At 71.5% G+C, this 25,105-nt stretch carries 19 protein-coding genes; 10 read left to right on the forward strand and 9 right to left on the reverse strand.

Annotation, left to right across the window (positions count from 1 at the left end; translation table 11 throughout):
- Positions 1 to 138: 138 nt before the first annotated feature.
- On the reverse strand, positions 139 to 516 hold the full coding sequence (locus ACZ7L4_RS36245; protein WP_385765462.1) for a DUF3499 domain-containing protein: 378 nt from the start codon (positions 514 to 516) through the stop codon (positions 139 to 141).
- Between the two features lie 411 nt (positions 517 to 927).
- Between ACZ7L4_RS36245 and ACZ7L4_RS36250 the strand changes: the two genes are divergently transcribed.
- The gene (locus tag ACZ7L4_RS36250; protein ID WP_472109268.1) at positions 928 to 1,332 is read left to right on the forward strand and encodes a metallopeptidase family protein; all 405 of its coding nucleotides are present in this window, start codon (positions 928 to 930) and stop codon (positions 1,330 to 1,332) included.
- Between the two features lie 24 nt (positions 1,333 to 1,356).
- Here the strand turns inward: ACZ7L4_RS36250 and ACZ7L4_RS36255 are convergent, their stop codons facing one another.
- The 3 genes from ACZ7L4_RS36255 to ACZ7L4_RS36265 all read right to left on the reverse strand — a co-directional run bounded on the left by ACZ7L4_RS36255 (position 1,357) and on the right by ACZ7L4_RS36265 (position 6,944).
- On the reverse strand, positions 1,357 to 2,817 hold the full coding sequence (locus ACZ7L4_RS36255) for a DUF5719 family protein (protein WP_472109270.1): 1,461 nt from the start codon (positions 2,815 to 2,817) through the stop codon (positions 1,357 to 1,359).
- Complete coding sequence (locus ACZ7L4_RS36260) at positions 2,814 to 6,491, reverse strand: glycosyltransferase family 2 protein (RefSeq protein WP_472109272.1); 3,678 nt, start codon at positions 6,489 to 6,491, stop codon at positions 2,814 to 2,816. The genes ACZ7L4_RS36255 and ACZ7L4_RS36260 overlap by 4 nt, the downstream gene beginning before the upstream one ends.
- Before the next feature lie 189 nt (positions 6,492 to 6,680).
- Positions 6,681 to 6,944, reverse strand: coding sequence for a WhiB family transcriptional regulator (locus tag ACZ7L4_RS36265; RefSeq protein ID WP_127831770.1), 264 nt, complete (start codon positions 6,942 to 6,944; stop codon positions 6,681 to 6,683).
- Positions 6,945 to 7,559: 615 nt separating this feature from the next.
- On the opposite strand from ACZ7L4_RS36265, the gene ACZ7L4_RS36270 reads away from it, so the two are divergent.
- The 3 genes from ACZ7L4_RS36270 to ACZ7L4_RS36280 are packed head-to-tail and all read left to right on the forward strand — an operon-like array spanning position 7,560 to position 10,394.
- Positions 7,560 to 8,075 (forward strand): cysteine dioxygenase, encoded by a 516-nt coding sequence (locus tag ACZ7L4_RS36270; RefSeq protein WP_472109274.1) that lies wholly within the window; start codon positions 7,560 to 7,562, stop codon positions 8,073 to 8,075.
- Positions 8,076 to 8,118: 43 nt separating this feature from the next.
- The gene (gene cofD / locus ACZ7L4_RS36275) at positions 8,119 to 9,087 is read left to right on the forward strand and encodes a 2-phospho-L-lactate transferase (protein ID WP_472109276.1); all 969 of its coding nucleotides are present in this window, start codon (positions 8,119 to 8,121) and stop codon (positions 9,085 to 9,087) included.
- The gene (locus ACZ7L4_RS36280) at positions 9,084 to 10,394 is read left to right on the forward strand and encodes a coenzyme F420-0:L-glutamate ligase (RefSeq protein WP_472109278.1); all 1,311 of its coding nucleotides are present in this window, start codon (positions 9,084 to 9,086) and stop codon (positions 10,392 to 10,394) included. Before cofD ends, ACZ7L4_RS36280 begins: the two co-directional genes overlap by 4 nt.
- 70 nt (positions 10,395 to 10,464) lie before the next feature.
- Here ACZ7L4_RS36280 and ACZ7L4_RS36285 read toward each other — a convergent pair whose 3' ends face one another.
- From ACZ7L4_RS36285 to ACZ7L4_RS36295, 3 genes are all read right to left on the reverse strand, one after another.
- A complete protein-coding gene (locus ACZ7L4_RS36285) occupies positions 10,465 to 11,379 on the reverse strand; it encodes a DNA-3-methyladenine glycosylase family protein (RefSeq protein WP_472109280.1) in 915 nt (304 codons plus the stop codon).
- Between the two features lie 190 nt (positions 11,380 to 11,569).
- On the reverse strand, positions 11,570 to 12,652 hold the full coding sequence (manB, locus tag ACZ7L4_RS36290; RefSeq protein WP_472109281.1) for a mannose-1-phosphate guanylyltransferase: 1,083 nt from the start codon (positions 12,650 to 12,652) through the stop codon (positions 11,570 to 11,572).
- Between the two features lie 91 nt (positions 12,653 to 12,743).
- Positions 12,744 to 14,015, reverse strand: a complete 1,272-nt coding sequence (locus ACZ7L4_RS36295; RefSeq protein WP_472109282.1) for a peptidoglycan recognition protein family protein — start codon at positions 14,013 to 14,015, stop codon at positions 12,744 to 12,746.
- A gap of 401 nt (positions 14,016 to 14,416) precedes the next feature.
- Here ACZ7L4_RS36295 and ACZ7L4_RS36300 point away from each other — a divergent pair, with 401 nt between their 5' ends.
- From ACZ7L4_RS36300 to ACZ7L4_RS36315, 4 genes are all read left to right on the forward strand, one after another.
- On the forward strand, positions 14,417 to 15,172 hold the full coding sequence (locus ACZ7L4_RS36300; RefSeq protein WP_472109284.1) for a TIGR03089 family protein: 756 nt from the start codon (positions 14,417 to 14,419) through the stop codon (positions 15,170 to 15,172).
- 86 nt (positions 15,173 to 15,258) lie between these two features.
- Entirely contained in the window at positions 15,259 to 16,569 is a 1,311-nt protein-coding gene (locus ACZ7L4_RS36305; protein ID WP_472109286.1) for an LCP family protein, read from the forward strand.
- 277 nt (positions 16,570 to 16,846) lie between these two features.
- The gene (locus ACZ7L4_RS36310; RefSeq protein ID WP_472109288.1) at positions 16,847 to 18,553 is read left to right on the forward strand and encodes an LCP family protein; all 1,707 of its coding nucleotides are present in this window, start codon (positions 16,847 to 16,849) and stop codon (positions 18,551 to 18,553) included.
- 86 nt (positions 18,554 to 18,639) lie between these two features.
- Positions 18,640 to 20,313 carry an LCP family protein gene (locus tag ACZ7L4_RS36315; protein WP_472109290.1) on the forward strand — a complete coding sequence of 558 codons (1,674 nt, stop codon included), beginning with the start codon at positions 18,640 to 18,642 and terminating at the stop codon, positions 20,311 to 20,313.
- 66 nt (positions 20,314 to 20,379) lie between these two features.
- Here ACZ7L4_RS36315 and ACZ7L4_RS36320 read toward each other — a convergent pair whose 3' ends face one another.
- Complete coding sequence (locus tag ACZ7L4_RS36320) at positions 20,380 to 21,423, reverse strand: glycosyltransferase family 2 protein (RefSeq protein ID WP_450817384.1); 1,044 nt, start codon at positions 21,421 to 21,423, stop codon at positions 20,380 to 20,382.
- Positions 21,424 to 21,547: 124 nt separating this feature from the next.
- Between ACZ7L4_RS36320 and ACZ7L4_RS36325 the strand changes: the two genes are divergently transcribed.
- Positions 21,548 to 23,020, forward strand: coding sequence for an LCP family protein (locus ACZ7L4_RS36325; RefSeq protein ID WP_472109292.1), 1,473 nt, complete (start codon positions 21,548 to 21,550; stop codon positions 23,018 to 23,020).
- Positions 23,021 to 23,156: 136 nt separating this feature from the next.
- Here ACZ7L4_RS36325 and ACZ7L4_RS36330 read toward each other — a convergent pair whose 3' ends face one another.
- The gene (locus tag ACZ7L4_RS36330) at positions 23,157 to 23,693 is read right to left on the reverse strand and encodes an acyl-CoA thioesterase (protein WP_450818123.1); all 537 of its coding nucleotides are present in this window, start codon (positions 23,691 to 23,693) and stop codon (positions 23,157 to 23,159) included.
- Positions 23,694 to 23,800: 107 nt separating this feature from the next.
- Between ACZ7L4_RS36330 and ACZ7L4_RS36335 the strand changes: the two genes are divergently transcribed.
- The gene (locus tag ACZ7L4_RS36335; RefSeq protein ID WP_472109294.1) at positions 23,801 to 25,069 is read left to right on the forward strand and encodes an LCP family protein; all 1,269 of its coding nucleotides are present in this window, start codon (positions 23,801 to 23,803) and stop codon (positions 25,067 to 25,069) included.
- Positions 25,070 to 25,105: the final 36 nt, after the last annotated feature.

Consider the following 25,105-nt stretch of genomic DNA (forward strand, 5'->3'; position numbering starts at 1 on the left):
CCTCCCGGAATCCCGGAGTCGGGTGGCGAAATCGTCGTGTCCTCAACAATCGCGGGTCAACGCGTTCGACTGTGAAGATCCCGTGAAGAGCCCTGACCTACAAGGAAGTTGAGCCCCGACCGCGAGAAAGAAGGCCGGTCAGTTGTCGGGCGAGCGCAGCACCCGGAGGTGGCCGCGGCGGGCGACCTCCATCGGGTCCGCGGTGCGCGGCCCGGAGCCGCCGGCCTCGGCGGCGCGCTCCTGCGGGCGGGCCGCCTCGCGCACGGCGTTGGCGAGGGCCTCCAGGTCGTCCCCGCTCGGGCGGCTGGGGCCGCTGCCGTCGGAGAGCCGGACGACCTCCCAGCCGCGCGGCGCGGTGAGGCGCTCGGAGTGCTCGGCGCACAGGTCGTAGCAGTGGGGTTCGGCGTAGGTGGCGAGCGGGCCGAGGACCGCGGTCGAGTCGGCGTAGACGTACGTCAGCGTCGCGACGGCGGGACGGCCGCAAGCGGTGCGCGAACAGCGACGTACAGGGCTCACAGCGTTGGACGGTACCGCACTCTTGAGCGGGCCGCGACGACTCTCCCCGAGGTCACCCCACCGTGTCGTGGCGTGATACGGCGCACACCGCCGCGCGCGGGCGCCTCGATGACCTGCGCCGACCCCGGGTTGTGCGCCCCACCGGGCAGTTGAAAGCGGTCACCACTACGGGCATATAGCGCCAATTGCCGCGAGATCATCGATCCGGGAGAGAAGTTGAATCAGCCCCAAGATTGGCTTGATCGGTCAGGAAGCGACATGGAGGGCTCCGTCCGGCGCCACCCCGCTTCCGGCGCCGCGGAGGACTACGCTGCGTCAGTGATGGAAAGGCCAGTCAACACAGACGACGCGGTTTCGCCGCCCTCCGGGGAGCCGCGCCCGCCGCGCCGCAGGGACCGGCACGGGAGGGGCATGCGCGGCCCTGTGGCTCCCCCGCAGGTGCCACTGTCCGCCAGCCGCGCGGAGGCCTTCTCCGATCTCGTACAGGACTCCGTGGAGCGCCTGGAGCGGCGCTGGCCGCAGCTCGCCGAGGTCGACTTCCTGATTCTGGACGTGCCGCGCCTGACGGCCGAGGACGAGGCCCGGACGGGCGGCACGGTGCCGCTCGGCGGCACCGTGCCCGCGCAGGACGACACCCCCGCGCGCGTGGTCGTCTACCGGCGCCCCGTGGAGATCCGCACCAAGGGGCGCGAGGAGCAGGCGGCGCTCGTGCACGAGGTCGTCGTCGAGCAGGTCGCGGAGGTCCTGGGGCTCACCCCGGAGACCGTGGACCCCCGGTACGGGGACTACGGCGACTTCGGGGACGGCGAGGACTGACCCCGCCGCCCGTGCCGCGGGCCGCTACTTCTGCACCACCGAGAGGTCCTCGTCGGCCTTCGGCACCGACACCATGCCCCGGTCGTCCGGCAGCGTCTGCACCGTGAACGCGGGGACGGAGCCCTGCTTCTTCTCCAGCATCCGCGAGCCGTGCACCGGGCCGCCCGACACCGGCTCCACCGTCAGCGCGTAGCTGCCCTTCAGGCCGGACGGGACGGGCGGGGTGACCGAGAGCGTCGTGCCGCCCTTGACCGTGTACTCCTTCGTGGTCGCCGTGCCGCCCTCGGTGCCCGCGGACGCGGTGACCTTGACCTTGCCGGTCGCCCCGGGGGCGGTCAGGGCGAGCGTGGAGCCCTTGGAGCGGTTGTCGGCGACCGTGGCGCGCGCGCCGATGCTCCGCGTGGCCGGGATGAACGCGGTCTCCTGGTCGGCACCCTTGCCGCGCGTGACGCGCAGCGCGGCCACCACCGGCACGGAGCCCTCGGACGGCGACAGGATCAGCGACCCCGCGTCGCCGCGCGTCACGGCACCGAGGTCGACGGCCGTGGTCATGCCCGACTTCAGGTGCAGCGTGTCGTGTCCGGCGGGGGCGATCTTGCCGCTGGAGGTGGCGAGCTGGACCTTGAGGTCGGCATCGTCCTGACCCGGCGCGAAGGCGACCAGCCGGACGTTCTTGGCGTCCTTCGGGATGCCGGGCAGCACGAGGGACGCGGCCGGGTCGGCAGCGGCGGACAGCCAGTCCCCGCCCTGCTTCTCGTCCACGTCCGACAGGGCCGCTCCGACCCGGCCGCTGCGCGCGGTCACGTGCAGCGTCAGGTTCGTGTACGCCTTGTCGGTCAGCGTCGACAGCAGCACCGGGACGCTGGAGTGCGGCGGGACGGTGATGCCCTCGCCGACCTCGGACTTGACGGGCCCTTCGGGGCCGTACATCTGCACGTCCACGACCGCGGCCTCGTCGTCCGGGTTCGTGAGGTGGACGTAGTCGCTGCGGCCCTTCGCGGTGCTGGCGCCCGGGAAGTAGAAGTCCGTGTCGGGCTCCGAGCAGTTCACACCGAGCAGCCCGCGGCCGGCGCCGGCGGTCACGCTGGTGGTCTGCTGAACGGTCCAGCCGGGCGCGAGGGCCCCGTCGGCGGTGCCGGTCAGCGCGGGCGCCTCCGCCCCCGAGGCGTCGCCCGCTACGGGCGTGCCGGGCTTCTCCGGGGTGACGACCGCCTTGCCCTTCTTGCCGCCCTTGGCGGGCAGCAGCTCCGCCGTGCCGCCGCCCTCGGTGCCCTTCGTGGTGGGCGTGTACGAGGTGTACGCGGTCTCGGCGAGGTCGGACTGGCTGGGCTCGGGGCACAGCAGGCTGGAGCGCTCGACCGGGAGGCGCGCGGCGGCCGCGCTGCCGGACGTGTCGTCCCCGCCGGGCGTCGTGGCGGCGGCGAAGCCCGTGACGGCGGCCAGGGCGGTCACGGCGGCGATCAGGGACAGGGTCGTGCGGTTCACTGCTGGCTCCCGTCGGGGCGCTCACTGTCGGCGCCGTTGCCGTGGCCGTGCTGCTGCTCGTACGCGGGGTCGAACTGCTGGTGCTGCTCGTACCCGCCTCCGTAGGCGTACGGGTCGTACTGGCCCGCCTGGTAGGGGTCGGCCTGCTGGTCGTAGCCGTAGGCGCCGCCCTGGTACTGCTGCTCCCCCACCGCGTACGTGCCGTACTCGGCGTTCGCGTAGCTGGGCTGGTCCCACTCCGCGTACGTCTGCTGGTGCGGGAAGCCGGCCACCGGGGCCTCCTCCGGAGGAGTAGGCACTGCGGCGCCCGGAACCGGCTGGGGCGCCGGCTCGGCCTGCGCGGCCTGCTCCGCCTCTGCCTGGGCGCGCAGCCGGCGGGCCCTGCGGCCGTCGCCCGCGAGGTCCTCCGCGGTCACCACGGGCTCGTCCGGCAGGTCGTCGTCGACGTTCTCGCGGCGGCCCGGCAGGGCCAGCACCACGAGGACGAGGGCGAGCGCGCCCTGGGCCCACATCCAGAGGGTGTGCGTGATCGGATCGTCGTACGTGACGTCCAGCGTGCCGCCCGAGGCGGGCAGTTCGAAGCCCTGCGCCCAGCCGTCGACGGTCGTCTTCGTAAGAGGTGCGCCGTCGAGCGTCGCGGTCCAGCCCTCGGCGGACTGGTCGGCGAGCCGCAGCACGCGGCCCTCCTTGCCCTGCGGCACCTTCGTGTGCAGCTCGACGGGGCCCGCCGCGACCGGCACGGCCTCCTCGGCGGTGGAACCGACGCCGGCCTTCGGAAGAACGACGGCCCGCGCCACCTGCCGGTCGACGCGCCACAGCGCCGTGCCGTCCTGCTGGCTGAGCCGGGTAAGGCCGGGCGTCGCGTCGAGGACGCGGCTCATCTCGCGCGGCGCGCCGCCCCGTACGAGGACGTAGCGCACGGCGAAGCCGCCGAGCTGGTCGGCCTGGTCGGCGCCGGAGCCCGCGACCAGGTTGGCGACGACCTTGTCGAGCTTGGCGTTCTCGCCCGCGGCCTCGGTCAGCTCGCCGTCACCGAGACGCGCACCCGCACCGCGGACCAGCGAGTACGAGACGTCGCCCGTGGAGCCGTCCATGACGAGCGTGCGGGCCTGGTCCCGGGTGCCGGCCTCCTCGGCGACGAACGCGGGCACCTGCACCGGGTCGCGCCGCTCCACCGGCCCGTCGGCGCCGCCGATCATCCAGCCCGCGGCGAGCAGTACGGGGCCCGCGGCCGCGGCGAACGCGATGAGCGCGGCCACCGGCTGGCGCCAGCCGAAGCTCTGCTCGGCCACCCGCGAGCGCGCGCCGTCGGCGCCGAGCGCGGCAGCGGCCAGGAGCGCGATGCCGTAGACGAGGGTGGCGGGACCGGCCCACGCCGAGCCGTTCGACAGCGCCGCGAAGACGAGCGCCACGAAGGCGACGGCCCAGGCGGTGAGGATCGCGGGACGCCGCTCGGTGCGGAGCAGGGCGGCCAGCGCGGCGAGGACGATGCCGATCAGCAGCAGGCTGCCCGTGGTCCCGGAGCCGCCCGGCGAGGCGCCGAGCAGACCGAGCCCGGTCGCGGCCCCCGCCTCGTACGGGAGTCCGGCCTCCTTGAAGAAACCGAACGGGAGCAGCGAGAGGGACCACGGGGCGAGCATCAGCAGCGGCGTGCCGAGCACGGCCAGGAAGCGCAGCCCGTAGGCGGTGATGTCCGAGCGCCGCACGACGAGGAGGGCGATGCCGAGGACCAGCGCGACCGGCCACACGATCGGCGTGAAGGCCGTCGTGATCGTGAGCAGCAGCGCGTACGCCCAGGTGGCCCGCCAGCTGCCGCGCCCGCCCTGAGTGTGCGTCAGGCCCGAGGCGGCGAGCCCCGCGCGCGCGAGGAGCGGCAGCAGGATCGCGAGGACCGCGGTGCCGATGCGGCCGCCCGCGAGGGCGCCCGTGACGGCGGGCAGGAAGGCGTACGCGACGGCCGCCCACGCGCGCAGCAGGCGCGAGGTGACGAGCGGCCTGGACGCGAAGTACGCGGTGAATCCGGCGAGCGGCACGGAGCCGACGAGCACCACCGTGACCGCGAGTCCGGTGGAGCCGAACAGTACGGAGGCGAGGGTGGCGAGGACCGCGAGGTACGGGGGCGCCGCCTGGGTGCCGCCCGTGCTGGTGGCGTGCCAGGCGTCCACGTAGCGTGCCCACAGCTCGGAGGCGTCGGCGGGAGCCGGCAGCAGCGCGCCGCCCGCGAGCGCCCCGCCGCCCAGCAGCCCTCTGCAGGCGATGAGGGAGACGAAGAGCAGCACCACGACGAGCATCGGCCCGGGGTTGCGGGCGATGCGCTTGAGGCGCGCGAACCGCTCGACCCGGACGAACTCGGCGTCGTCGGGCGACTCGAGGCCACCGCCACCGTGCCGGCCCGCCCTGGCGGTCTCCGGGTCGGAGCCCTCGAAGAGGCTTCCGGCCACCTGCTCGACGGTGAGCCGCACCGTCGCGCCCGGCGGCGGGAACAGCGGGCGCAGTTCCTTCGGGTCGACGGCGCCCTTGCCACGCTGCCTGCGGGCGGCGAGGATCCGCCCCGGCCGCAGCAGCGTCGCCAGCAGACCGGTGATCTCGTCGAAGGCCTGTCCCGGCACCTTGCCGACGAGGTACGCGAGCGTACGCAGCACCGTGCCGAACACGACGCGCAGCAGGACCCACGGAAGCGTCGCCCCGCGCGCGTTGGCGAGCAGGGTGTAGACGGCGCCCGCCTTGTCGACCTTGTGCGGCGACGTGGCGGTGCGGCCGACGCAGTCGACCGTGCGGCGCTCGCGCGAGGAGGCCTCGGCGTGCCGCACGACGGCGTCGGGGGCGACGACGACCCGGTGGCCCGCCGCCTGGGCGCGCCAGCACAGGTCCACGTCGTCACGCATCAGCGGCAGCCTGCGGTCGAAGCCGCCGAGCTGCTCGAAGACATCACGCCGGATCAGCATGCCGGCGGTGGACACCGACAGGACGGGCCGCACGTGGTCGTGCTGTCCCTGGTCCTGCTCGCGGCGGTCGAGGCCGGTCCAGCGGCGCCCGGAGTGGGCGATGGAGACGCCGACCTCGAGGAGCTGCCTGCGGTCGTACCAGCCGCGCAGCTTGGGGCCGACGATCGCGACGTCGCTGCCCGCCTCGCGCTCCCTCTCGACGACGCGCAGCATCTGGGCGAGCGCGTCGGGATCGGGCGCGCAGTCGTCGTGCAGCAGCCACAGCCACTGCTCGGGTTCGCCGTGCGGCAGGTCGGGCAGGTCGTACGCGTCGTCGCGCCAGGAGCGGCTGACGGGGTCCCAGCCGCTCGGGCGCTTCAGGTACGGAAGCTCTTCAGGGGTGAGGACGCCCGCGCTGCGCACGGCCTCCTCGACGGCCTGGCCGAAGCCGGTGCGGCGCGCGAGGTGCAGCACGCGGTCGTCACCGATGGCGCGGGCGACGAGCGCGGCGGAGTCGTCGGCGCTGCCGGTGTCGGCCGCCATCGCGTTCTGTACGGGGCGCTCCTGGGAGAGCAGTCCTGACAGAACGTCGGGCAGCCAGCGCGCTCCGTCGTGCGAGACGACGACGGCGGTGACGACATGCCTGGGGAACTCGGGGGCGCTGCTCGGGTCGACCCCTGCTGCGGGCCCCGGGTTGAACGCGGCGGCGGCAGTGCCGAATTGACCTGCCGAGTGGCTGTGCACGGACATCGAGGTACGGGCCCCGGTTCGTTGGACTGCGGTGGACGCCCGCGCCCACTGGGGACACGGTGGCGTCCGGGACGGGGCCCCACACTAACGGCTGCCAACAAACGCGACCCGCCGCCTGTGGACAACCACGGGCAGCGGGCCGGAAAGCACCGCACATCTCGGGCGACGACGGGAGTTCGAAGGCAGGTCCTAGACGGCGGCCTTCTTCAGCCGACGGCGCTCGCGCTCGGAGAGGCCGCCCCAGATACCGAAGCGTTCGTCATTGGCGAGCGCGTATTCGAGGCACTCGGAGCGGACCTCGCACGCGAGGCAGACCTTCTTGGCCTCTCTCGTGGAGCCGCCCTTCTCGGGGAAGAAGGATTCGGGGTCGGTCTGGGCGCACAGCGCGCGCTCCTGCCAGCCGAGTTCTTCTTCCGCGTCCTCGACCAGCAGATCCTGAAACGACTCGGTCATAGTGCGCCCCTCGTCTGTCCGTGCGTCCCCGTGATGTTGCCGCTACCGATTTCGGCTGAACGACACGAGTGAAATTACAAGTGTGCCGATCCGGGGCAGTCAAGCCGAGATCTGCTATTGGGCCCGTTATTCACTCTGCGGAACCAAGGCTATGCGGAAAGTGTTCAAATCGCCAAAAACCGTGACACTTGCCCGCGGCTCATGTGGAGCCGACCGCACACCGCGCGACCACCCCTCCTTCGATGACTGCTACAAGGAAGGACGCCGCGAAGATCACTGACGTTCCGACGTTTGCGCGCCGGGTTGCTGCGCCACATGTCCGGCCGCCTCACTGCACAAACCTTTCGCCTGACAAGGGCACCGGATGAGGTGAACCATATTCCACAATCCGGACATTGGGTTGACAACAAGGGCATGACCCGCTGTCCTGTTGGGCATGCTCGCGAATTCGGCACCCTCGACGACCCGCACCGCCGGGTCCGTCCGCGCTGCCCTCGCGTGTTGCTGTTGCTGTTCCAGCTGTTGAGTCGTTGAGCCTCCAGAGCTCCGACCACGCTTCTTCTCATCCCAGTACGGCCCTGTGCACCGCACTTCCTTGAGGAACACCACCACCCCATGAACAGCGACAGCGACCTCCAGATCGCCGGCGACATCTTCGAAGTACCGCACCTGCTGCAGCCCGCCAGGGAACACCCCGAGACGGTGGCCGAATTCGTCGGCCTCGCGCGCTCCATCGCGGCCGACCGCTCCCAGTGGGAGCACCTCGTCGAGTACGACGCCACGACCCGCTGGTACCACCGCCTGCGCACCGGGCCCGGCTACGAGGTGTGGCTGCTGTCGTGGGTGCCGGGCCAGGGCAGCGGGCTGCACGACCACGGCCGCTCCTCCGGCGTACTGACGCTGCTGCAGGGCGAGCTGACGGAGCGTACGGAAGGGGGCGTGCGCGCGCTCGGCACCGGCGCGCAGCGGGTCTTCGCGCCGGGCTATGTGCACGAGGTCGTCAACGACTCGCTCGAGCCCGCGGTCAGCCTGCACGTCTACTTCCCCGGGCTGACCGAGATGCCGATGCACACACCCACCTGCTCGGTCGCCGAGGGCGCGGAGGGCCCCGCCGCGGGCGCCACTGTCTGAGACCGGCCGACGCGCTGTCAGAGGTGCCTGCGATGCTGGGCACATGCGCATTGTGGTTCTGGCAGGCGGCATCGGTGGTGCCCGGTTCCTTCGCGGTCTCAAGCTGGCCGCGCCGGACGCGGACATCACGGTCATCGGCAACACCGGGGACGACATCCACCTCTTCGGCCTGAAGGTCTGTCCGGACCTCGACACGGTGATGTACACGCTGGGCGGCGGCATCAACGAGGAGCAGGGCTGGGGACGCACGGACGAGGCGTTCACGGTCAAGGAGGAGCTCGCGGCGTACGGGGTCGGACCCAAGTGGTTCGGGCTCGGCGACCGGGACTTCGCGACGCACATCGTCCGTACGCAGATGATGGGCGCCGGCTACCCGCTCAGCGCGGTCACCGAGGCGCTGTGCGAGCGGTGGCAGCCGGGCGTGCGGCTCCTGCCCATGTCGGACGACCGCGTGGAGACGCACGTGGCGGTCGATGTGGACGGCGAGCGCAAGGCCGTGCACTTCCAGGAGTACTGGGTGAAGCTGCGCGCCTCCGTGGACGCGCAGGCCGTCGTGCCGGTGGGGGCCCAGGAGGCGAAGCCCGCGCCGGGCGTCCTGGAGGCCATCGCCGAGGCCGACGTGATCGTCTTCCCGCCGTCGAACCCCGTGGTGAGCGTCGGGACGATCCTGGCCGTCCCGGGCATCCGCGAGGCCATCGCCGAGGCGGGCGCGCCCGTCATCGGGCTCTCGCCGATCGTCGGTGACGCGCCGGTGCGCGGCATGGCCGACAAGGTGCTCGCGGCGGTGGGCGTGGAGTCCAGCGCGGCGGCCGTCGCCGAGCACTACGGGGCGGGCCTGCTCGACGGATGGCTGGTCGACACGGTCGACGAGAAGGCCGTGGAGCGCGTCGAGGCCGCCGGGATCCGCTGCCGCGCCGTGCCGCTGATGATGACGGACCCCGTGGAGGGCACCGCCGCGGCGGAGATGGCGCGCGAGGCGCTGAAGCTCGCCGAGGAGGTGCGCGGCGCGTGACTTCCCCGGACGCTCCTTCCTTTCGCGCCTGGGCCGTCCCCGGGCTCCCCGAGGTGCGCGAGGGCGACGACCTCGCGAAGCTGATCGTCGCCGCCGAGCCGGGGCTGGTCGACGGTGACGTGCTGCTGGTCACCTCGAAGATCGTCAGCAAGGCCGAGGGGCGCGTGCTCCGGGCCGACGACCGCGAGGCCGCGATAGACGCCGAGACCGTACGGGTCGTGGCGCGCCGCGGCCCGCTGCGGATCGTCGAGAACAAGCTGGGGCTCGTGATGGCCGCGGCAGGGGTCGACGCCTCCAACACCCCCGCGGGGACGGTGCTGCTGCTCCCCGAGGACCCGGACGCCTCGGCGGCCGCCATCCGGGACGGCGTGCGCGACGCGCTGGGCGTCGAGGTCGGGGTCGTCGTCACCGACACCTTCGGCAGACCGTGGCGGAACGGGCTGACCGATGTCGCCATCGGGGCGGCGGGCGTGCGCGTACTCGACGACCTGCGGGGCGGTACGGACGCGTACGGGAATCCGCTCAGCGCCACCGTGGTGGCCACGGCCGACGAGCTGGCGGCCGCGGGCGACCTCGTGAAGGGGAAGGCCGGCGGCCTTCCGGTCGCCGTGGTGCGGGGTCTCGGCCCGGCCGTCGCCCAGGAACAGGGCGGTTCCGCACGGGAGTTGGTGCGGGTCGCGCGCGACGACATGTTCCGGCTCGGTACGTCGGAGGCGGTGCGGGAGGCCGTGACGCAGCGGCGGACCGTACGGGCGTTCACCGACGAGCCGGTCGATCCGGGGGCCGTACGGCGGGCCGTCGCCGCGGCCGTCACGGCGCCCGCGCCGCACCACACGACGCCGTGGCGGTTCGTGCTGCTCGAGTCGCAGGAGTCGCGGACGCGGCTGCTCGACGCGATGCGCGACACGTGGGTCGAGGACCTGCGGCGGGACGGCAAGAGCGAGGAGTCCATCGCGAAGCGGGTGCGGCGCGGGGACGTGCTGCGCAACGCGCCCTACCTGGTGGTGCCCTGCCTCGTGATGGACGGGTCGCACACGTACGGGGACGCGCGCCGGGATGCCGCCGAGCGGGAGATGTTCGTGGTGGCCACCGGGGCCGGGGTGCAGAACTTCCTGGTCGCGCTGGCCGGGGAGCGGCTCGGGTCGGCGTGGGTGTCGTCGACGATGTTCTGCCGGGAGGTCGTGCGGGACGTGCTCGGGCTGCCGGAGTCGTGGGACCCGATGGGGGCCGTCGCGGTCGGGCATGCGGCGGGGGCGCCGGGAGAGCGGCCGGAGCGGGTCGTCTCCGACTTTGTCGAGGTGCGGTAGGTCCAGGTGCGGTAGGGCGTCTTTGTCGAGGTGCGGCAGGGCGTCGCGGGCAGCTTCGCGGCGGGATTCCTCACCACTCCGCGATGTTCACCTTGCGCATCTTGGGCTGCCTGCGCGGCGGTGAGACGCCGCTGAGCATGATCAGGCGGGCCGCCCGGTGGCGCTGGCCCGCGTACGGGGCCAGGAGTTCCAGCATGTCCTCGTCCGTCGCGTTCCGGTTGGCCGCGAGGGCGTGGCCGACGATGCCGGGCAGGTGCAGATCGCCCGTCGTCACCTCGTCGGGGGCGCCGTGCGTGCGCTGGACCGTCTCCGCGGAGGTCCAGGGGCCGATGCCGGGGACCAGTTCCAGCCGGGTGCGGGCCTCCCCCGGTTCCATCGCCGCCGCCTCCTCCAGGCGGCGGGCCACCTTGGCCGCGCGAAGGATCGTCGAGGCTCGCTTGTTGTCGACGCCGGCCTTGTGCCATTCCCAGGACGGGATCAGCGTCCACGTACGCGGGTCCGGCATCACGCGCATGCGCAGGTCCTCGCCGGCCGGGCCCGGGGCCGGTTCGCCGTACTTGTTCAGGAGCAGGCGCCAGGCGCGGTAGGCCTCGTCCGTCGTGACCTTCTGTTCCAGGATCGACGGGATCAGGGATTCGAGGACCAGGCCCGTGCGGGTGAGGCGGAGGCCGGGGCGGCGGTGGGCCGTCCGCGCGACGAGGCGGTGCCGGGGTTCAAAGGCGGACGGGTCGTCCGACTCGCCCAGCAGGTGCGGGAGTTGGGACAGGAACCAGTCGGCTCCCTCGCCCCAGGCCCGGGCCCGGACCGCGCCGTCGTGGTCCTCGGTCATGCGGAGGGTGGCCGGGCCCTGGGGGGTGCGGCTGGATCGCCACACCGCGCCGTCCGGGGTGGTGCGGAAGGTGGGGTCCGCGGGGCCTCTGCGCAGGGGGCTGAGGGTGAGGCCCAGGTGGAGCGGGGTTTCGGAGGGGTATCGGCGGCCGGCCACGGGGTCCTTCTTGCGGGGCGGGGTGGTGGGGCGGGTGGTTCTTCGAGGGTAGAGGTTCTTCTCCCCCAGCCCGCCCCTTCCCGAAAGTGCCCCTTCGGGGCCCCGTGGTTGACGGCTCGGGGCTCTGCCCCGGACCCCGCTGCTCAATCGCCGCAGGGGCTTGAATGGTCGGCGGGGCTTGAAATGTCGCTTACTGGTCCGACGAGAAGCGGATCGATGCTGCGGGCAGAGTCGCGTTGCACCAGACGCGGACGCCCGAGTGGAGTTCGTTGTCCGCGCCCACGTGGGCTCCGTCTCCTATCACCGCGCCCTTGAGGGTCGTACGGGCGCCCACGCGGGCCGCCGTGCCGACCAGGGAGTCGGTGATCACCGCGCCCGGTTCGATCACGGCGTCCGGCAGGATCGTGGAGCCGGAGATGCGGGCGCCCTCGCCGACCCGCGCGCCCTCGCTCACGACCGTGCCCTCGGTGAGCTTCGCGTCCGGGGCCACGCGTGCCGACGGCAGGACCAGGCGGTCGCCCCTGCGGCCCGGGACCGCGGGCGACGGGGCGCGGCCCATGACCAGGTCGGCGGAGCCGCGGACGAAGGCCTGGGGGGTGCCGAGGTCCAGCCAGTAGGTGGAGTCGACCATGCCCTGGAGGTGGGCGCCGGAGGCCAGCAGGTCGGGGAACGTCTCGCGCTCCACCGAGACCGGGCGGCCCGTCGGGATCGTGTCGATGACCGAGCGGCGGAAGACGTACGCGCCCGCGTTGATCTGGTCCGTGACCATCTCTTCGGGGGTCTGGGGCTTCTCCAGGAAGGCCGTCACCCGGCCCGTGGAGTCGGTCGGCACCAGGCCGTAGGCGCGGGGGTCCTCGACGCGCGAGAGGTGGAGGGAGACGTCCGCGCCGGTCGTCTCGTGCTCATCCACCAGTGCGCCGATGTCGAGGCCCGTGAGGATGTCGCCGTTGAAAATCAGGACGGGCTCGTCGGGGCCCGAGTGCAGGTGCGAGGCGACGTTGCGGATGGCGCCGCCGGTGCCGAGGGGTTCGACCTCGGTGACGTATTCGAGGTGGAGGCCGAGGCGGGAGCCGTCGCCGAAGTAGGGCTCGAAGACCTCGGCCAGGTAGGAGGTGGCCAGAACGATGTGGTCGACGCCCGCCGCCTTCGCGCGCGCCAGCTGGTGCGTGAGGAACGGCACACCGGCCGCCGGGACCATCGGTTTCGGCGTGTTCACCGTGAGTGGCCGGAGTCTGGTGCCCTTGCCGCCGACCAGGAGGATCGCTTCTGTCACCTGTCGTCTCTGCTTCCTGCTGGGGCCGGCCGAACTGTCTTTCGGCCGGCCAGTGTATGCAGACCGTGCGAGGCGCCCAGGCCGGCCGGCGTCAGCGGCCCTGGAGGTGGGCGGAGCTGGAGCGGGCGCTGCCGAGCTTGTTGTAGAGCCGGCGTCCCGGACATTCGGTCGCGAAACCGTCCCTGTGACCGGAGATCACCTTGAGTCGTACATTCTTTCCCTTGCGGTAGAGATTGCCACCGCCCGACTTCAGATATGTCGACCCGCGCGGATTCGCGCCGTGGAGACCGAGCTTCCAGGCCGTGAGCCGGGCGATGGCCTTGACGGCCGCGGCGGGCGGGTTGGAGCTGCTGTACGAGCCCAGGACCGCGATACCCGTGCTGTTGGTGTTGAAGCCGAGGGTGTGCGCGCCCATCACCGGCTTGGTGACGCCACCGGCCCGGCCTTCGTAGATGTTTCCGCACTTGTCCACGAGGAAGTTGTAGCCGATGTCACGCCAGCCACTGCTCTTGACGTGGTAGCGGTAGATACTGCGGATGAGTGAAGGGGCTTGCGAGCAGCGGTAGTTGTTGCCGGTGGCGCTGTGGTGGATGAACGCCGCCTTGACGGTTTTGGTGTAGCCGAGCTTGCGTTCCCGCAGTTTCTCGTTGGCGCCCCAGCCCTTGCGCGTGATGATGCGCGGGCGCGGGCCGATGAACGGGCGGGAGCCGGCCGCGGCGGGGTCGGCGCCGCGGGCCTCGAGCAGCTCGTCCTCCGTCTGCTTCTTGTCGAGGGCGGGGATGACGGCGGCGCTGGTGCCCTCCGCTCGGGAGCCCTGGGAGGGCTCGTCGCCGGGGTCGACGAGTTCGAGGCGCAGGCCCTTGGGGAGGGCGGCCGGCTCCGTGGCGCGGTCGTCGTCGGAGTCCTCAGCCCTGACGCGGACCTCCACGCCGTCGCTGTCGCCGACCCAGAGGGGGGCGGTGGAGCCGTGCAGGTCGCCTGCGGCGCGCTCCGGGGTGTCCAGGTCGGGGGCGTCGTCGTTGTGGGTCTCGACGTCCTGCCAGGTGGACCAGTGGGTGGTGTTCGTGGTTCGCGTACGCACTTGTACGTGGCCGTGGAGGTGGTCGTCCGGGTCGTCCCAGACGACGCCGACGAGGGAGAAGGGTCGTACCTCGCGGCGGGTGAGGCCCTGTTCTTGAGGGGCGCCGGCGGCGCGCGTCGAGGTGCCGGTGGGCGAGGGTTCGAGGGGCAGGGACTGGGTGCTGCCGGGGACCGCTTCGCGCGTCGGGGGTGGCGCGGCGTGCGAGGCCGTGGGCAGGGTGAGCGGGAGGGCCAGGGCCGCCGCGCAGGTGACACCGATCGAGGAAGCAAGGAATCCACGCATGCGCACGATCGTGTGCGGATCCGTGGGGCTCGGCCATCGGGGGAGGGTCATACGGGTGTTGGGGCCTGGGGCGGGGTGGCGCCCCCCTTGCGCGGCACCAGGGTTGCGAGCCGTGCCGGGGCGGCGCCTGTCGTTCCGTTGCGCGGCACCGGGGGCCGCCTTGCCCACCCTGCCGCCCAAGGCGGCAGATTGCCCAAGGCGGTGGGGGCCGACCGCAACGGGTGGGGAGGCGTGGTGGCGGCAGTTACCCAAGGCGGTGGCGGTCGGCCGCAAGGGGCGGGAAGCCGTGCCGGCGGCAGAGTGCCCGACGCGGGGGCGGCCCAGCGCCTCGGGACGGGAGGCGCGGGGGCGGCGTGCGGCCGAGGCACGTGGGGGCGAGGGTGGTGCGTAGGGTGGTTGGTGTGAATGTTGCTGCTCGTACTCCTGCCGCTCTGCTTCAGGCCGCTCTCGGCGCCGATCCGGGGCGGCCGCTCGTCACCTTCTACGACGACGCGACCGGGGAGCGCGTGGAGTTGTCCGTGGCCACGCTCGCGAACTGGGTGGCCAAGACCGCCAACCTGCTGCAGGGCGACCTGAACGCCGAGCCCGGCGACAGGCTCGCTCTCCTGCTGCCCGCCCACTGGCAGTCCGCGGTGTGGCTGCTGGCCTGTTCGTCCGTCGGTGTCGTCGCCGACGTGGGCGGGGACCCGGCCGCCGCCGATCTCGTCGTCAGCGGTCCCGACACCCTCGACGCCGCCCGCGCCTGCTCCGGGGAGCGGGTCGCGCTCGCGCTGCGGCCGCTCGGCGGCCGGTTCCCGCAGCCGCCCGAGGGCTTCCTCGACTACGCCGTCGAAGTGCCGGGGCAGGGCGACCGGTTCGCCCCCTTCGCCCCCGTCGACGCGGACGAGCCCGCGCTCGTCGTGGCGGGCGCCGAGTGGACGGGCGCGGAGGTCGTCGAGAAGGCCGCCGCCGACGCCACCGGGCTCGGCCTGACCGGTCCCGGTTCGCGGTTGTTGTCCGGGCTCGCGTACGACACCTGGCAGGGGCTCGCCGCGGGCCTCTACGCGCCGCTGGCCACCGGCGGTTCCGTCGTGCTGTGCCGCAACCTGGACCGGCTCGACGACGAGGCCCTCGCCAAGCGCGTGGAGAGCGAGCGGGTCACGGCGACCGCCCGCTAGTCCGTTCGGCTCAGCTCCCCCGGCCCGGTCGCCCTGCAAGGTCCATGGTCGTAGGTACGCCTACGTTTCCAGAGGGGGACCTGTACGTGACCGACTCCGCTGCCACGCCCCCGGACCCCGGGCCGGCCCACGGCTCCACGCCCACCGGCGCGGGGCGCGCAAGGCGGCGCAGGAGATGGCTGCGGTACTCGGCGATCTGCGCGGCGTTCCTGGTGCTCGTCGCGGGCGGCGTCGGCTGGATCGCGTACGACAGGCTCAACGGGAACATCACCGAGGACACCGACACCGCCGCCGAGCTCGCGCGCTACGAGAAGGAACGGCCCACCGTGCTGGCCGAGGGCGCGCAGAACCTGCTGCTCATCGGCTCCGACTCGCGCGCGGGCAAGAACGGGAAGTACGGCCGCAACGACGGCACCCAGCGCTCCGACACCACGATCCTGCTGCACGTCGCGGCGGACCGGAAGAGCGCGACGGCCGTCTCGTTCCCGCGCGACCTGATGACCGACGTGCCGGCCTGCCGACAGGCCGACGGCAAGCAGCACGACGCGATGTTCGCGATGTTCAACTACGCCTTCGAGGTGGGCGGTTCGGCCTGCACGATCCGTACGGTCGAGAAGATGACGGGGGTCAGGGTCGACCACCACATGGTCGTGGACTTCGACGGGTTCAAGGACATGGTGAACGCCGTCGGCGGTGTCACGGTGTGCCTGGAGCGGCCGATCGACGACGACGACGCGCATGTGCGGCTGCCCGCCGGCACCCACCATCTGAACGGCGAGCAGGCCCTCGGCTACGTACGGGCCCGCAAAAGCCTCGGCAACGGCAGCGACACCGACCGGATGGACCGTCAGCAGCGCTTTCTCGGCGCGCTCGTCAAAAAGGTGCAGAGCAACGGCGTGCTCCTGAACCCGACCCGGCTCTACCCCGTGCTCGACGCCGCCACCTCCTCGCTGACCACCGACCCCGGGCTCGCCAGCCTGCGCGGTCTCTACGACCTGGTGCGCGGCATGCGGAACATCCCGGCCGAGCACGTCCGGTTCCTGACGGTGCCCCGCGAGTCGTACGCCTACAACGCCAACCGGGACCAGCTCGTCCAGCCCGCGGCCGAGCGGCTGTTCACGCAGCTGCGCAAGGACACCCCCGTGAAGGTGGCCGAACAGCCGCCCGCGGACGAGGAGTACGGCGCGCAGGAGGAATCCGGCACGAACGGCGAATCCGACGAATACTCCGACGGGTACGACGAATACGAAGGATCCGACGAATACGGCACGTACGACGGCGACGAGTCGAGCGACGAGACGAGTGACGGGAAGCCCCGCTCCCCCGCCCACGGGCCCGGCGCCTCCCCCGCCCCCACCTTCCGCGGCAACACGGCGGGGCCGGCCTCCTGCGGCTGAGACCGGACGCCCGGACGGCGCCTCAACCGCCCCTGGGTAAAGCTGTGGTCATCAGCTGACTCACAGGTTCAAAGAAATGGTCCGGATTGCCCAGTTGTAGGGGAGTGGAATTTGTCACCGTCCTCGCTTGACGCTGAACTGGGCGGATAGTGTGAGCGATCCGGTGCACCCGGCCATGCTTGCGAGCCCGGTCGCGCACTACTGACCGACTTGACCGGGCGCCCGCTTTTAAGGGGGGTGGGGCGCCGCGTGGCCCCGACGGAGGACACAGACAACCGTGGACGCGCAAGGCCGTGGGCGGGCTGAGAACATCGACCCCGCAGATCAGTGGGTGCTCAACCCCCACACCGGTGACTACGAACTGCGACTGACCCCCTCCGCTGGGCAGTCGGGAGTGCCGAGCCCCCGCCGCGCCGCACCGCGCGGCGACGGTCCGCGCCGCGGCAGCCCGCAGGGCGGCGGCAGGCGCGACGTTCCTCCGCAGCGCAGACGACGCGAGGCGCCGTCGGTGCAGGAACAGGGCCCCGGCCGGCGGCGTTCGCGGCCGAAGAAGAAGTCGAAGGCCAAGAAGATCCTGCTCTGGACGTCCGGCGGCATGGCCATGGTCGTCCTGGTGGGCGCCGGGGTCGGCTACTGGTACTGGGAGCACCTCAACGGCAACATCACCTCGCAGGACGTGGTCGGCGCCAAGAACGGCTTCGCCAAGGACGAGGCGATCAACATCCTCGTCATGGGCACCGACAAGCGCACCGGCAAGGGCAACGAGGGCTACGGCGACAAGGGCAGCGTCGGCCACGCCGACACGAACGTGCTGCTGCACGTCTCCAAGGACCGTACGAACGCGACGGCGTTGAGCATCCCGCGCGACCTCGTCGTGGACGTGCCGGACTGTCAGGTGAAGCAGAAGGACGGCTCGCTCAAGACCATCCAGGGCACGCCGAACAGCCGCTTCAACACCAGCCTCGGGCAGTCCGACCGCGACGCCGGCTGTGTCATGAAGACCGTCAAGGCGGTCACGGGCATCACCGTCGACCACTTCATGATGGCGGACTTCAACGCGGTGAAGACGCTGTCCAGCGCCGTGGGCGGGGTCAACGTCTGTGTCGCCAAGGACGTCAACGACCCGGACTCGCACCTCAAGCTGTCGGCGGGCACGCACAATCTGCAGGGCGAGCAGGCGCTGGCCTTCCTGCGCACCCGGCACAGCTTCGGCAACCAGGGCGACCTGGACCGGATCAAGGTGCAGCAGCAGTTCCTGGGTTCGCTGGCGCGCAAGATGAGTTCGAGCGACACGCTCACCAACCCGCGCAAGCTGACGAGCCTCGCGGAGGCGGCCACCAAGGCGCTCACCGTCGACAAGGGCATCGGCAGCCTGAACAGCCTCAAGGACCTGGCCCTTGAGATCAGGAAGGTGCCGCCGAAGAACCTGTCGTTCACGACGGTGCCCGTGATCGACAACCCGGCGGAGCCGACGCCGGTGACCGTCGTCGTGAACCCGACGGCCGGGCCGCCGGTCTTCAACGCGATCAAGAACGACGTGTCGCTCACGGAGACGAAGAAGAAGCAGAAGGAGAAGCAGGACGCGAAGCTCAAGGGCCCCAAGTCCGCCGCCTCCGCGGTCCGCGTCAACATCTACAACGGCAGTGGCCGCACGGGCGCCGCTCAGGAAACTCTCACGGAACTGCAGAACAATGAGGGCGTACTGAAGTCGAGCCAGATGGGCAACAAGCCGAATCAGGCGAAGACGAGCCTCGAGTACGCGCCGGACCAGGCCGATCAGGCCCGGCGGCTCGCGGACATCATGGGCCTTCCGGCGTCCGCGCTGAAGGAAGGCAAGAGCGAGAAGAACGATCAGGGGCTGCCGGCGATGACGCTCATCCTCGGCGGTGACTTCAAGGGTGCGGGGACACCCGTCGACGGAGCCTCGGCGAAGGCGCCGGAGGTCGACAAGACAACAGCGGACAAGGCTGTGTGCGCCAAGTGACCAACCTCTGCCGCCTGTTGACTGTCTAAGCAAGTGACAGTGGGCGGCCGAGCCGCTGTCACAGCGCGGGGAGGGCGGGGTAGGACATGGGGCGAGGCACTGTGCGTGGGGAGCGCACACGGCGGCCTGCCGGGCGGGGCGAACCACCGGACCAGGCGTCCGACCTGGGGTGGGACGACAGCCTGTACGAGGACGCGGCGGGCGGTGACGCGGACAGTCGCGGCCGCACCGCGCGCAGCAGGCAGCGGGCGGCCGTCCGGCCGCGCCGCCGCAGACGACGGATACTGCGCTGGACCGCGAGCATCCTCGCGTTCCTGATAATCGGCACGGCCGGCGCCGGATACCTCTACTACCGGCACCTGAACGGCAACCTCAAGACCGGCAAGCTCAACCTCGGCGAGCACAAGGTTCCCGAACCGACGCCGAACGCGGCGGGCCAGCGCCCGCTGAACATCCTGCTGATCGGCTCCGACAGCCGGAACACCAAGGAGAACCTGAAGCTCGGCGGGCACAAGCAGAGCGTCGGCTCCGCCCCGCTGGCCGACGTGCAGATGCTCCTTCACCTGTCGGCCGACCGCAGCAACATGTCCGTGGTGAGCATGCCGCGCGACACCCTGACCCGGCTGCCCCAGTGCACCGACCCGGAGTCCGGCGAGGTGTACGAGGCGACGGTCTCCCGGCAGATGGTGAACTCCTCGCTGGCCCGCGGCGGCCCCGGCTGCACGGTCGCCACGTGGGAGCAGCTGACCGGCATCCACATCGACCACTACATGATGGTCGACTTCTCGGGCGTCGTGTCGATGGCCGACGCGATCGGCGGCGTACCCGTCTGCGTCAACGCCAACGTCTACTCGCGGAACAGTTCGGGCGAGGGCTCGGGCCTGAAGCTGAAGAAGGGCACGACGTCCGTCAAGGGCGAGCAGGCCCTGCAGTGGCTGCGGACCCGGCACGGCTTCGAGGACGGCAGCGACATCGCGCGCGCCAAGGCGCAGCACATGTACATGAGCTCGATGGTGCGCGAGCTGCGCGAGAACGCGACGTTCAGCCACCCGGGCAAGCTGCGCACGCTCGCCGAGAAGGCGACGGACGCGCTGAGCGTCGACGACGGCCTCGACACGGTCAAGAAGCTGTACGACCTGAGCAACGAGCTGAAGCGGCCCGCGCCCAAGCGGATCACGATGACGACGATGCCGTTCGTCTACGAGGGCGCGCGCGTGGTGCCGAAGGAGAAGGACGCCGACGCGCTGTGGCGGCTGCTCCGTGACGACATCGCGCTCGACGGCAAGGACAAGGCCGACAAGGAGAAGCCGAAGGACGAGACGTCCGACGATCCGCCCGCGGCCGACGGCAGGATCGCGGTGCAGGTGCGCAACGGCACGCGTACGGCGACGACACCCGCGGCGCCCGGGCGGGCCGCACAGGTGGCGCAGGCGCTCACCGCCAAGGGCTTCACGCAGGCGGTCGCCGACCAGGCGCAGTCCCTCGTGGAGGACAGGACGGTGATCCGCTATCCGTCGGGCGACCTGGAGGGCGACGCGCAGGCGGTGGCCAAGTCCCTGGGGATTCCGCTGAGTTCGGTGCAGGAGTCGACGGAGGTGTCCGGCGTGACGCTGATCGTGGGCGCCGACTGGAAGACGGGCACCGCGTACCCGAAGTCCACGGACGACGAGGACGCGGGCAAGGCCCTGGACAAGGAGCAGACGCAGAACGGCGCGGACGACTCCACGTGCATGAAGGTGGAGCAGGGCTACACCTGGTAGCGCATCGGCTGCTACGAGAACGGGGCGCGGGAGGTGAACTCCCGCGCCCCGTCGAAGAGTTGACGGTCAGTTGACCGCGGGCTCCTGCGGCACGGCCGGCCTGCGCGAGGCGATGACCTTCTTCGCGAGCGACTTCGGGCTGGTCAGGAAGCCCCAGCCCCACGTCATGTGCATCGTGGCGAGCGCGACGGGGATCTGGGCGCGCGCCTTCAGCGGCAGCCCCTTGCCCGCCGGGATCGAGCCCGCGACGATCGCCGCGAGATAGCCGCCGGGGATCACGAAGCCCCACGGCGTGAGGGCGGCGCCGACCACGACGCCCGCCGCGATCGCGCACACGGCGGTCGGCGGGGCGAGGTAGCGCAGGTTGATCGAGCCGGAGTGGAAGCGGGCGACGACGTGCCGCCAGCGGCCGTAGTTCCGGTACTGCTTGGCGAGTTCCCTGACGCTCGGCCGCGGCCGGTAGTCGACCAGCAGGTCGGGCGAGAACCAGATGAGGCCGCCGGACTCACGGATCCGGAAGTTCAGCTCCCAGTCCTGGGCGCGGATGAACTCCTCGTTGTACCCGTCGAGCTTCTCCAGCACCTCGCGCCGGAAGACGCCCAGGTAGACGGTCTCGGCCTGCTGTGCCTCGCCGCCCGTGTGGAACGCGGCGTTGCCGACGCCGATCTTCGAGGTCATCGCGGCGGCGACGGCCTGCTCCCAGGCGTTGGTGCCCTGGGCGTGCATGATGCCGCCGACGTTCATCGCCCCGGTCTCCTCCAGGAGGCGGACGGCGGTGGCGATGTAGCCGGGCGAGAGCGCGGCGTGGCCGTCGACGCGGACGACGACCGGGTGGCGGGAGGCCTTGATCGCGGCGTTCAGGGCGGCGGGGGTGCGGCCCGTCGGGTTCGGCACCGTGGACACCTTGGGGTGTTCGGCGACGAGCCGCGCGGCGACTTCGTCCGTACGGTCGGTGGAGGGGCCGAGGGCGAGCACGACCTCCATCTCGCCGTCGTACTCCTGCGCCAGGATCGCCTCGACGGCCTCCTTCAGGTGCCGCTCCTCATTGAGGATGGGCATGATCACGGAGACGGCCGGGAGCTGCGTGACAGAGTTGGCGGTTGCGTTCATCGCGGGTCACGTTACCGCTAATGGGGGACACGGGCGCGCGCCGCCGAGTCGCTGCCGTGGGCAGCAGATCGTATGGGCCTACTGTGCTCGCGTCCCACGCCCACTGTCGCGGAGGTGTCCCCCGGTGCCCACGCCGCCCCGCTCCCCCGACCGTCCGCAGCGGCCGGGCCGCCCCCACGGGCAGGCCCGCGGGCCAGGACGGTCGCCGCTCAGGAAGAAGTCGCGGTGGGCCATGCGGGTGGCGACGGCGCTCTCGGTGACGGTGCTCGCCGCGGCCGGCGTCGGGCACGCGCTCGTCTCCGGCATCGACTCCGGCATCCACCGGATCGACCCCTTCAAGGACATGAAGAACCGTCCCGCCGCGGGCGACGGAATGAACGTGCTGCTGGTCGGCACGGACGGCCGCGACAAGATCAGCGACGAGGAGCGCCAGAAGTACAAGCTCGGCGGGGCGCCCTGCCACTGCACGGACACCGTGATGATCGTGCACATCTCGGCGAACCACGAGCGCGCCTCCGTCGTCTCCCTCCCCCGCGACTCGTACGCGGAGATCCCGGCGCACACCGACCAGAACAGCGGCGAGAAGCACCACCAGCACCCCGTGAAGCTGAACGCGGCGTACGCGGAGGGCGGGCCGCAGCTGACGCTGCGCACGGTCGAGCACATGACGAAGGTGAAGCTCGACCACTACCTGGAGGTCGACTTCACCAGCTTCATGAAGACGGTCGACGAGCTCGGCGGCGTCGACATCTGCACGGACACCCCGCTCAAGGACTCCTACACGGGGCTCGACCTGGGCGCCGGCACCCACCAGTTGAACGGCGGGGAGGCGCTGCAGTACGTACGGGCCCGGCATCTGGACGGCGCGGGGGACCTCGGCCGGATGCAGCGCCAGCAGCGGTTCATGGCGGCGCTGATCTCGAAGGCGACGTCGTCGGGCGTGCTGCTCAATCCGGTCCGGTTCCGCGGTGTCGCCCGTACGCTGCTCAGCTCGGTCCGCGCCGACAAGGGCTTCGGGTCGGACGAGATGGTGGACCTGGCGCGGGCGATGCGGAACTTCTCGCCGTCGTCGTCGGAGTTCACGACCGTGCCGATCGGGAACATGAGCTATCCCGTGCCGAACATCGGCTCCACGGTGAAGTGGGACGACAAGAAGTCGGCGGCGCTGTTCAAGTCGCTGCGCGAGGACAAGCCGCTCTCGCCGCACCGGCCGAAGGCGAAGCGGCCGGCCGTGGTCGATGTCGCGCCGAGCGAGATCCGGGTCCAGGTCGAGAACGGGACGGCGTCGGCGGGGCTCGGCAAGAAGGTCGACTCCGCGCTGAAGAAGACGGGGTTCCGGACGACGGGGGCGCCCGTCAACGCGGACGACCGCACGGCGAAGCGGACGACCGTGCTGTACGACCCGGGGTGGGACCGGTCGGCCAAGTCGTTGGCGGCGGCGTTGCCGGGGGCGGAGATGGAGGCGGTGGACGGGCTCGGGCCGACGTTGAAGGTTGTCGCCGGGGCGGACTATGGGGGTGTTCGGGCGGTGCGGGCGCAGGACGCGGATTCGGGGTCGTACGGGGCGGTTACCGGGGACCAGGTCGTGTGCGGGTGAGCTGGGCCGGGGTTGCGGTCGCGGGGCTCTGCCCCGGACCCCGCTGCTCAATCGCCGCAGGGACTTGATTTGGGGCTCTGCCCCATGCCCCGCGCCTCAATCGCCGGCGGGGCTTGAATTGCCGAGCTCGATTGGATCACTCGTCGCCTGACTGCGCCCTCAGCTCCTTGATCGCGCGGCGGCGGGCCAAGCGGTGTTGGCGGCGGATCTGGGCCTCCTGGTAGCGGCGGCGGTCGCGGTCGGTTTCGGGTTCGACCGGGGGGACCGTGCGGGGCTTGCCGTCCGCGTCGACCGCCGCGAAGACGAGATAGGCCGAGCCGACCTGCTGGGCGGGGGTCGACTCGTTCCAGCGCTCGGCGAGGACCCGCACGCCCACCTCCATCGACGTGCGCCCCGTCCAGTTCACCTGCGCCTTCACGTGCACCAGGTCACCCACGCGCACGGGCTCCAGGAACGCCATCTCGTCCATGGACGCCGTCACCGCAGGTCCGCCCGAGTGCCGGCCGGCCACGGCCCCCGCCGCGTCGTCCACCAATTTCATGATCACGCCGCCGTGCACGGTGCCGAGGAGATTGGTGTCGTTGTGCGTCATGATGTGCGACAACGTCGTGCGGGAAGCGGAAGTCGGCTTGCCCGGAATATCCGATTCCGCGCCGTGGGCCTGGTCTGTCATGCCACCAACCTTATGCGCGCGCCGATTGTGTTAGCTCTGCAACAGCACTGGTGCGATTTCCCTTCAGGGCTTGTAAGGCACGTATTCGAGCACGGCACACTGAGCCCATGAATGATTGGCCCGACGGGCGGAGCGACAGGCAGGGCGGCGCGGGCCGCGGCGGATACGGCCGTGGCAGCGGCAGCGCGCGCCCGGAGGGTGCCCGCGTCATGCCGCACGTGCAGCGGCCCGTGCCGCAGCAGCCGCCGCCCCCGTACGACGGCGGCGGGTACGACCAGTCGTACAACGACGGGTACAACACGGGCCAGGTCTACGGCCAGCCGAGCGGCCGGGGCCGGGGCGGCGGCTTCGACGACGGCGGCGACTACGGGCCGCCGACCGGCCGCCCCGTGCGGCCCCCGAACTGGGGCAAGCGCATCAAGCGGACCGTCATCACCGTGGTCGTCGTGCTGGTCGTCGCGAGCGTCGGGACGTACTTCTGGGCCGACTCCAAGCTGCACCGCGACGTCGACCTGTCGAAGGTCATCGACCGGCCCGAGGCGGGCGACGGCACGAACTACCTGATCGTCGGCACCGACAGCCGTGAGGGCATGTCCGCCGAGGACAAGAAGAAGCTGCACACCGGCTCCGCCGAGGGCAAGCGCACGGACACGATGATGATCCTGCACGTCGGTTCGAACGGGGACACCCTCGTCTCGCTGCCGCGTGACTCGAACGTCGAGATCCCCTCGTACAAGGGCGCCGAGTCCGGCAAGACGTACCCGGCCACCGGGCGCCAGACGAAGCTGAACGCCGCGTACTCCGAGGACGGCCCGACGCTGCTCGTGCGCACCGTCGAGGCCAACACCGGGCTGCACATCGACCACTACGCGGAGATCGGCTTCGGCGGCTTCGCGAGCATCGTGGACGCGGTCGGCGGCGTCGAGATGAACCTGAAGGAGGGCTTCAAGGACAAGTGGTCCGGGGCCGACTTCCAGAAGGGCAAGCAGACCCTGGACGGCCAGCAGGCCCTCGCCTTCGTCCGTACGCGGCACGCCTTCGCCCAGTCCGACCTGCAGCGCACCAAGAACCAGCAGCAGTTCCTCGGGGCGCTCGCGCACAAGGTGTCCTCACCCGGGACGGTCCTGAACCCGTTCACGCTGTACCCGACGATGGGAGCGGGCCTCGACTCGCTGACCGTCGACAAGGACATGAGCCTGTACTCGCTCGGCAAGATGTTCCTGGCGATGAAGTCGGTCAACGGCGGCGACGGCAAGTCCATGAACATGCCGACGAGCGGTTCGGTCGGCGGCAATCTGCTGTGGGACAAGGCCAAGGTCAAGCAGCTCGTCGACCAGTTCAACAACGACGAGAAGGTCACGGTCTCCAGCGACTGACTGCCTGTTCGCAGGCTCTCGGGCCAGGATGTCGTC

This window comes from Streptomyces sp. NPDC107575 (assembly GCF_055657265.1).

Excerpts from the sequence above, each read along its gene's own strand:
- ACZ7L4_RS36295 (WP_472109282.1), bottom strand. The coding sequence starts at position 14,015 with ATGCGTGGATTCCTTGCTTCCTCGATCGGTGTCACCTGCGCGGCGGCC.
- ACZ7L4_RS36270 (WP_472109274.1), top strand. The coding sequence starts at position 7,560 with ATGAACAGCGACAGCGACCTCCAGATCGCCGGCGACATCTTCGAAGTA.
- ACZ7L4_RS36335 (WP_472109294.1), top strand. The coding sequence starts at position 23,801 with ATGAATGATTGGCCCGACGGGCGGAGCGACAGGCAGGGCGGCGCGGGC.
- ACZ7L4_RS36265 (WP_127831770.1), bottom strand. The coding sequence starts at position 6,944 with ATGACCGAGTCGTTTCAGGATCTGCTGGTCGAGGACGCGGAAGAAGAA.
- ACZ7L4_RS36330 (WP_450818123.1), bottom strand. The coding sequence starts at position 23,693 with ATGACAGACCAGGCCCACGGCGCGGAATCGGATATTCCGGGCAAGCCG.
- cofD (WP_472109276.1), top strand. The coding sequence starts at position 8,119 with ATGCGCATTGTGGTTCTGGCAGGCGGCATCGGTGGTGCCCGGTTCCTT.
- ACZ7L4_RS36315 (WP_472109290.1), top strand. The coding sequence starts at position 18,640 with ATGGGGCGAGGCACTGTGCGTGGGGAGCGCACACGGCGGCCTGCCGGG.
- ACZ7L4_RS36260 (WP_472109272.1), bottom strand. The coding sequence starts at position 6,491 with ATGTCCGTGCACAGCCACTCGGCAGGTCAATTCGGCACTGCCGCCGCC.
- ACZ7L4_RS36320 (WP_450817384.1), bottom strand. The coding sequence starts at position 21,423 with ATGAACGCAACCGCCAACTCTGTCACGCAGCTCCCGGCCGTCTCCGTG.
- ACZ7L4_RS36250 (WP_472109268.1), top strand. The coding sequence starts at position 928 with ATGCGCGGCCCTGTGGCTCCCCCGCAGGTGCCACTGTCCGCCAGCCGC.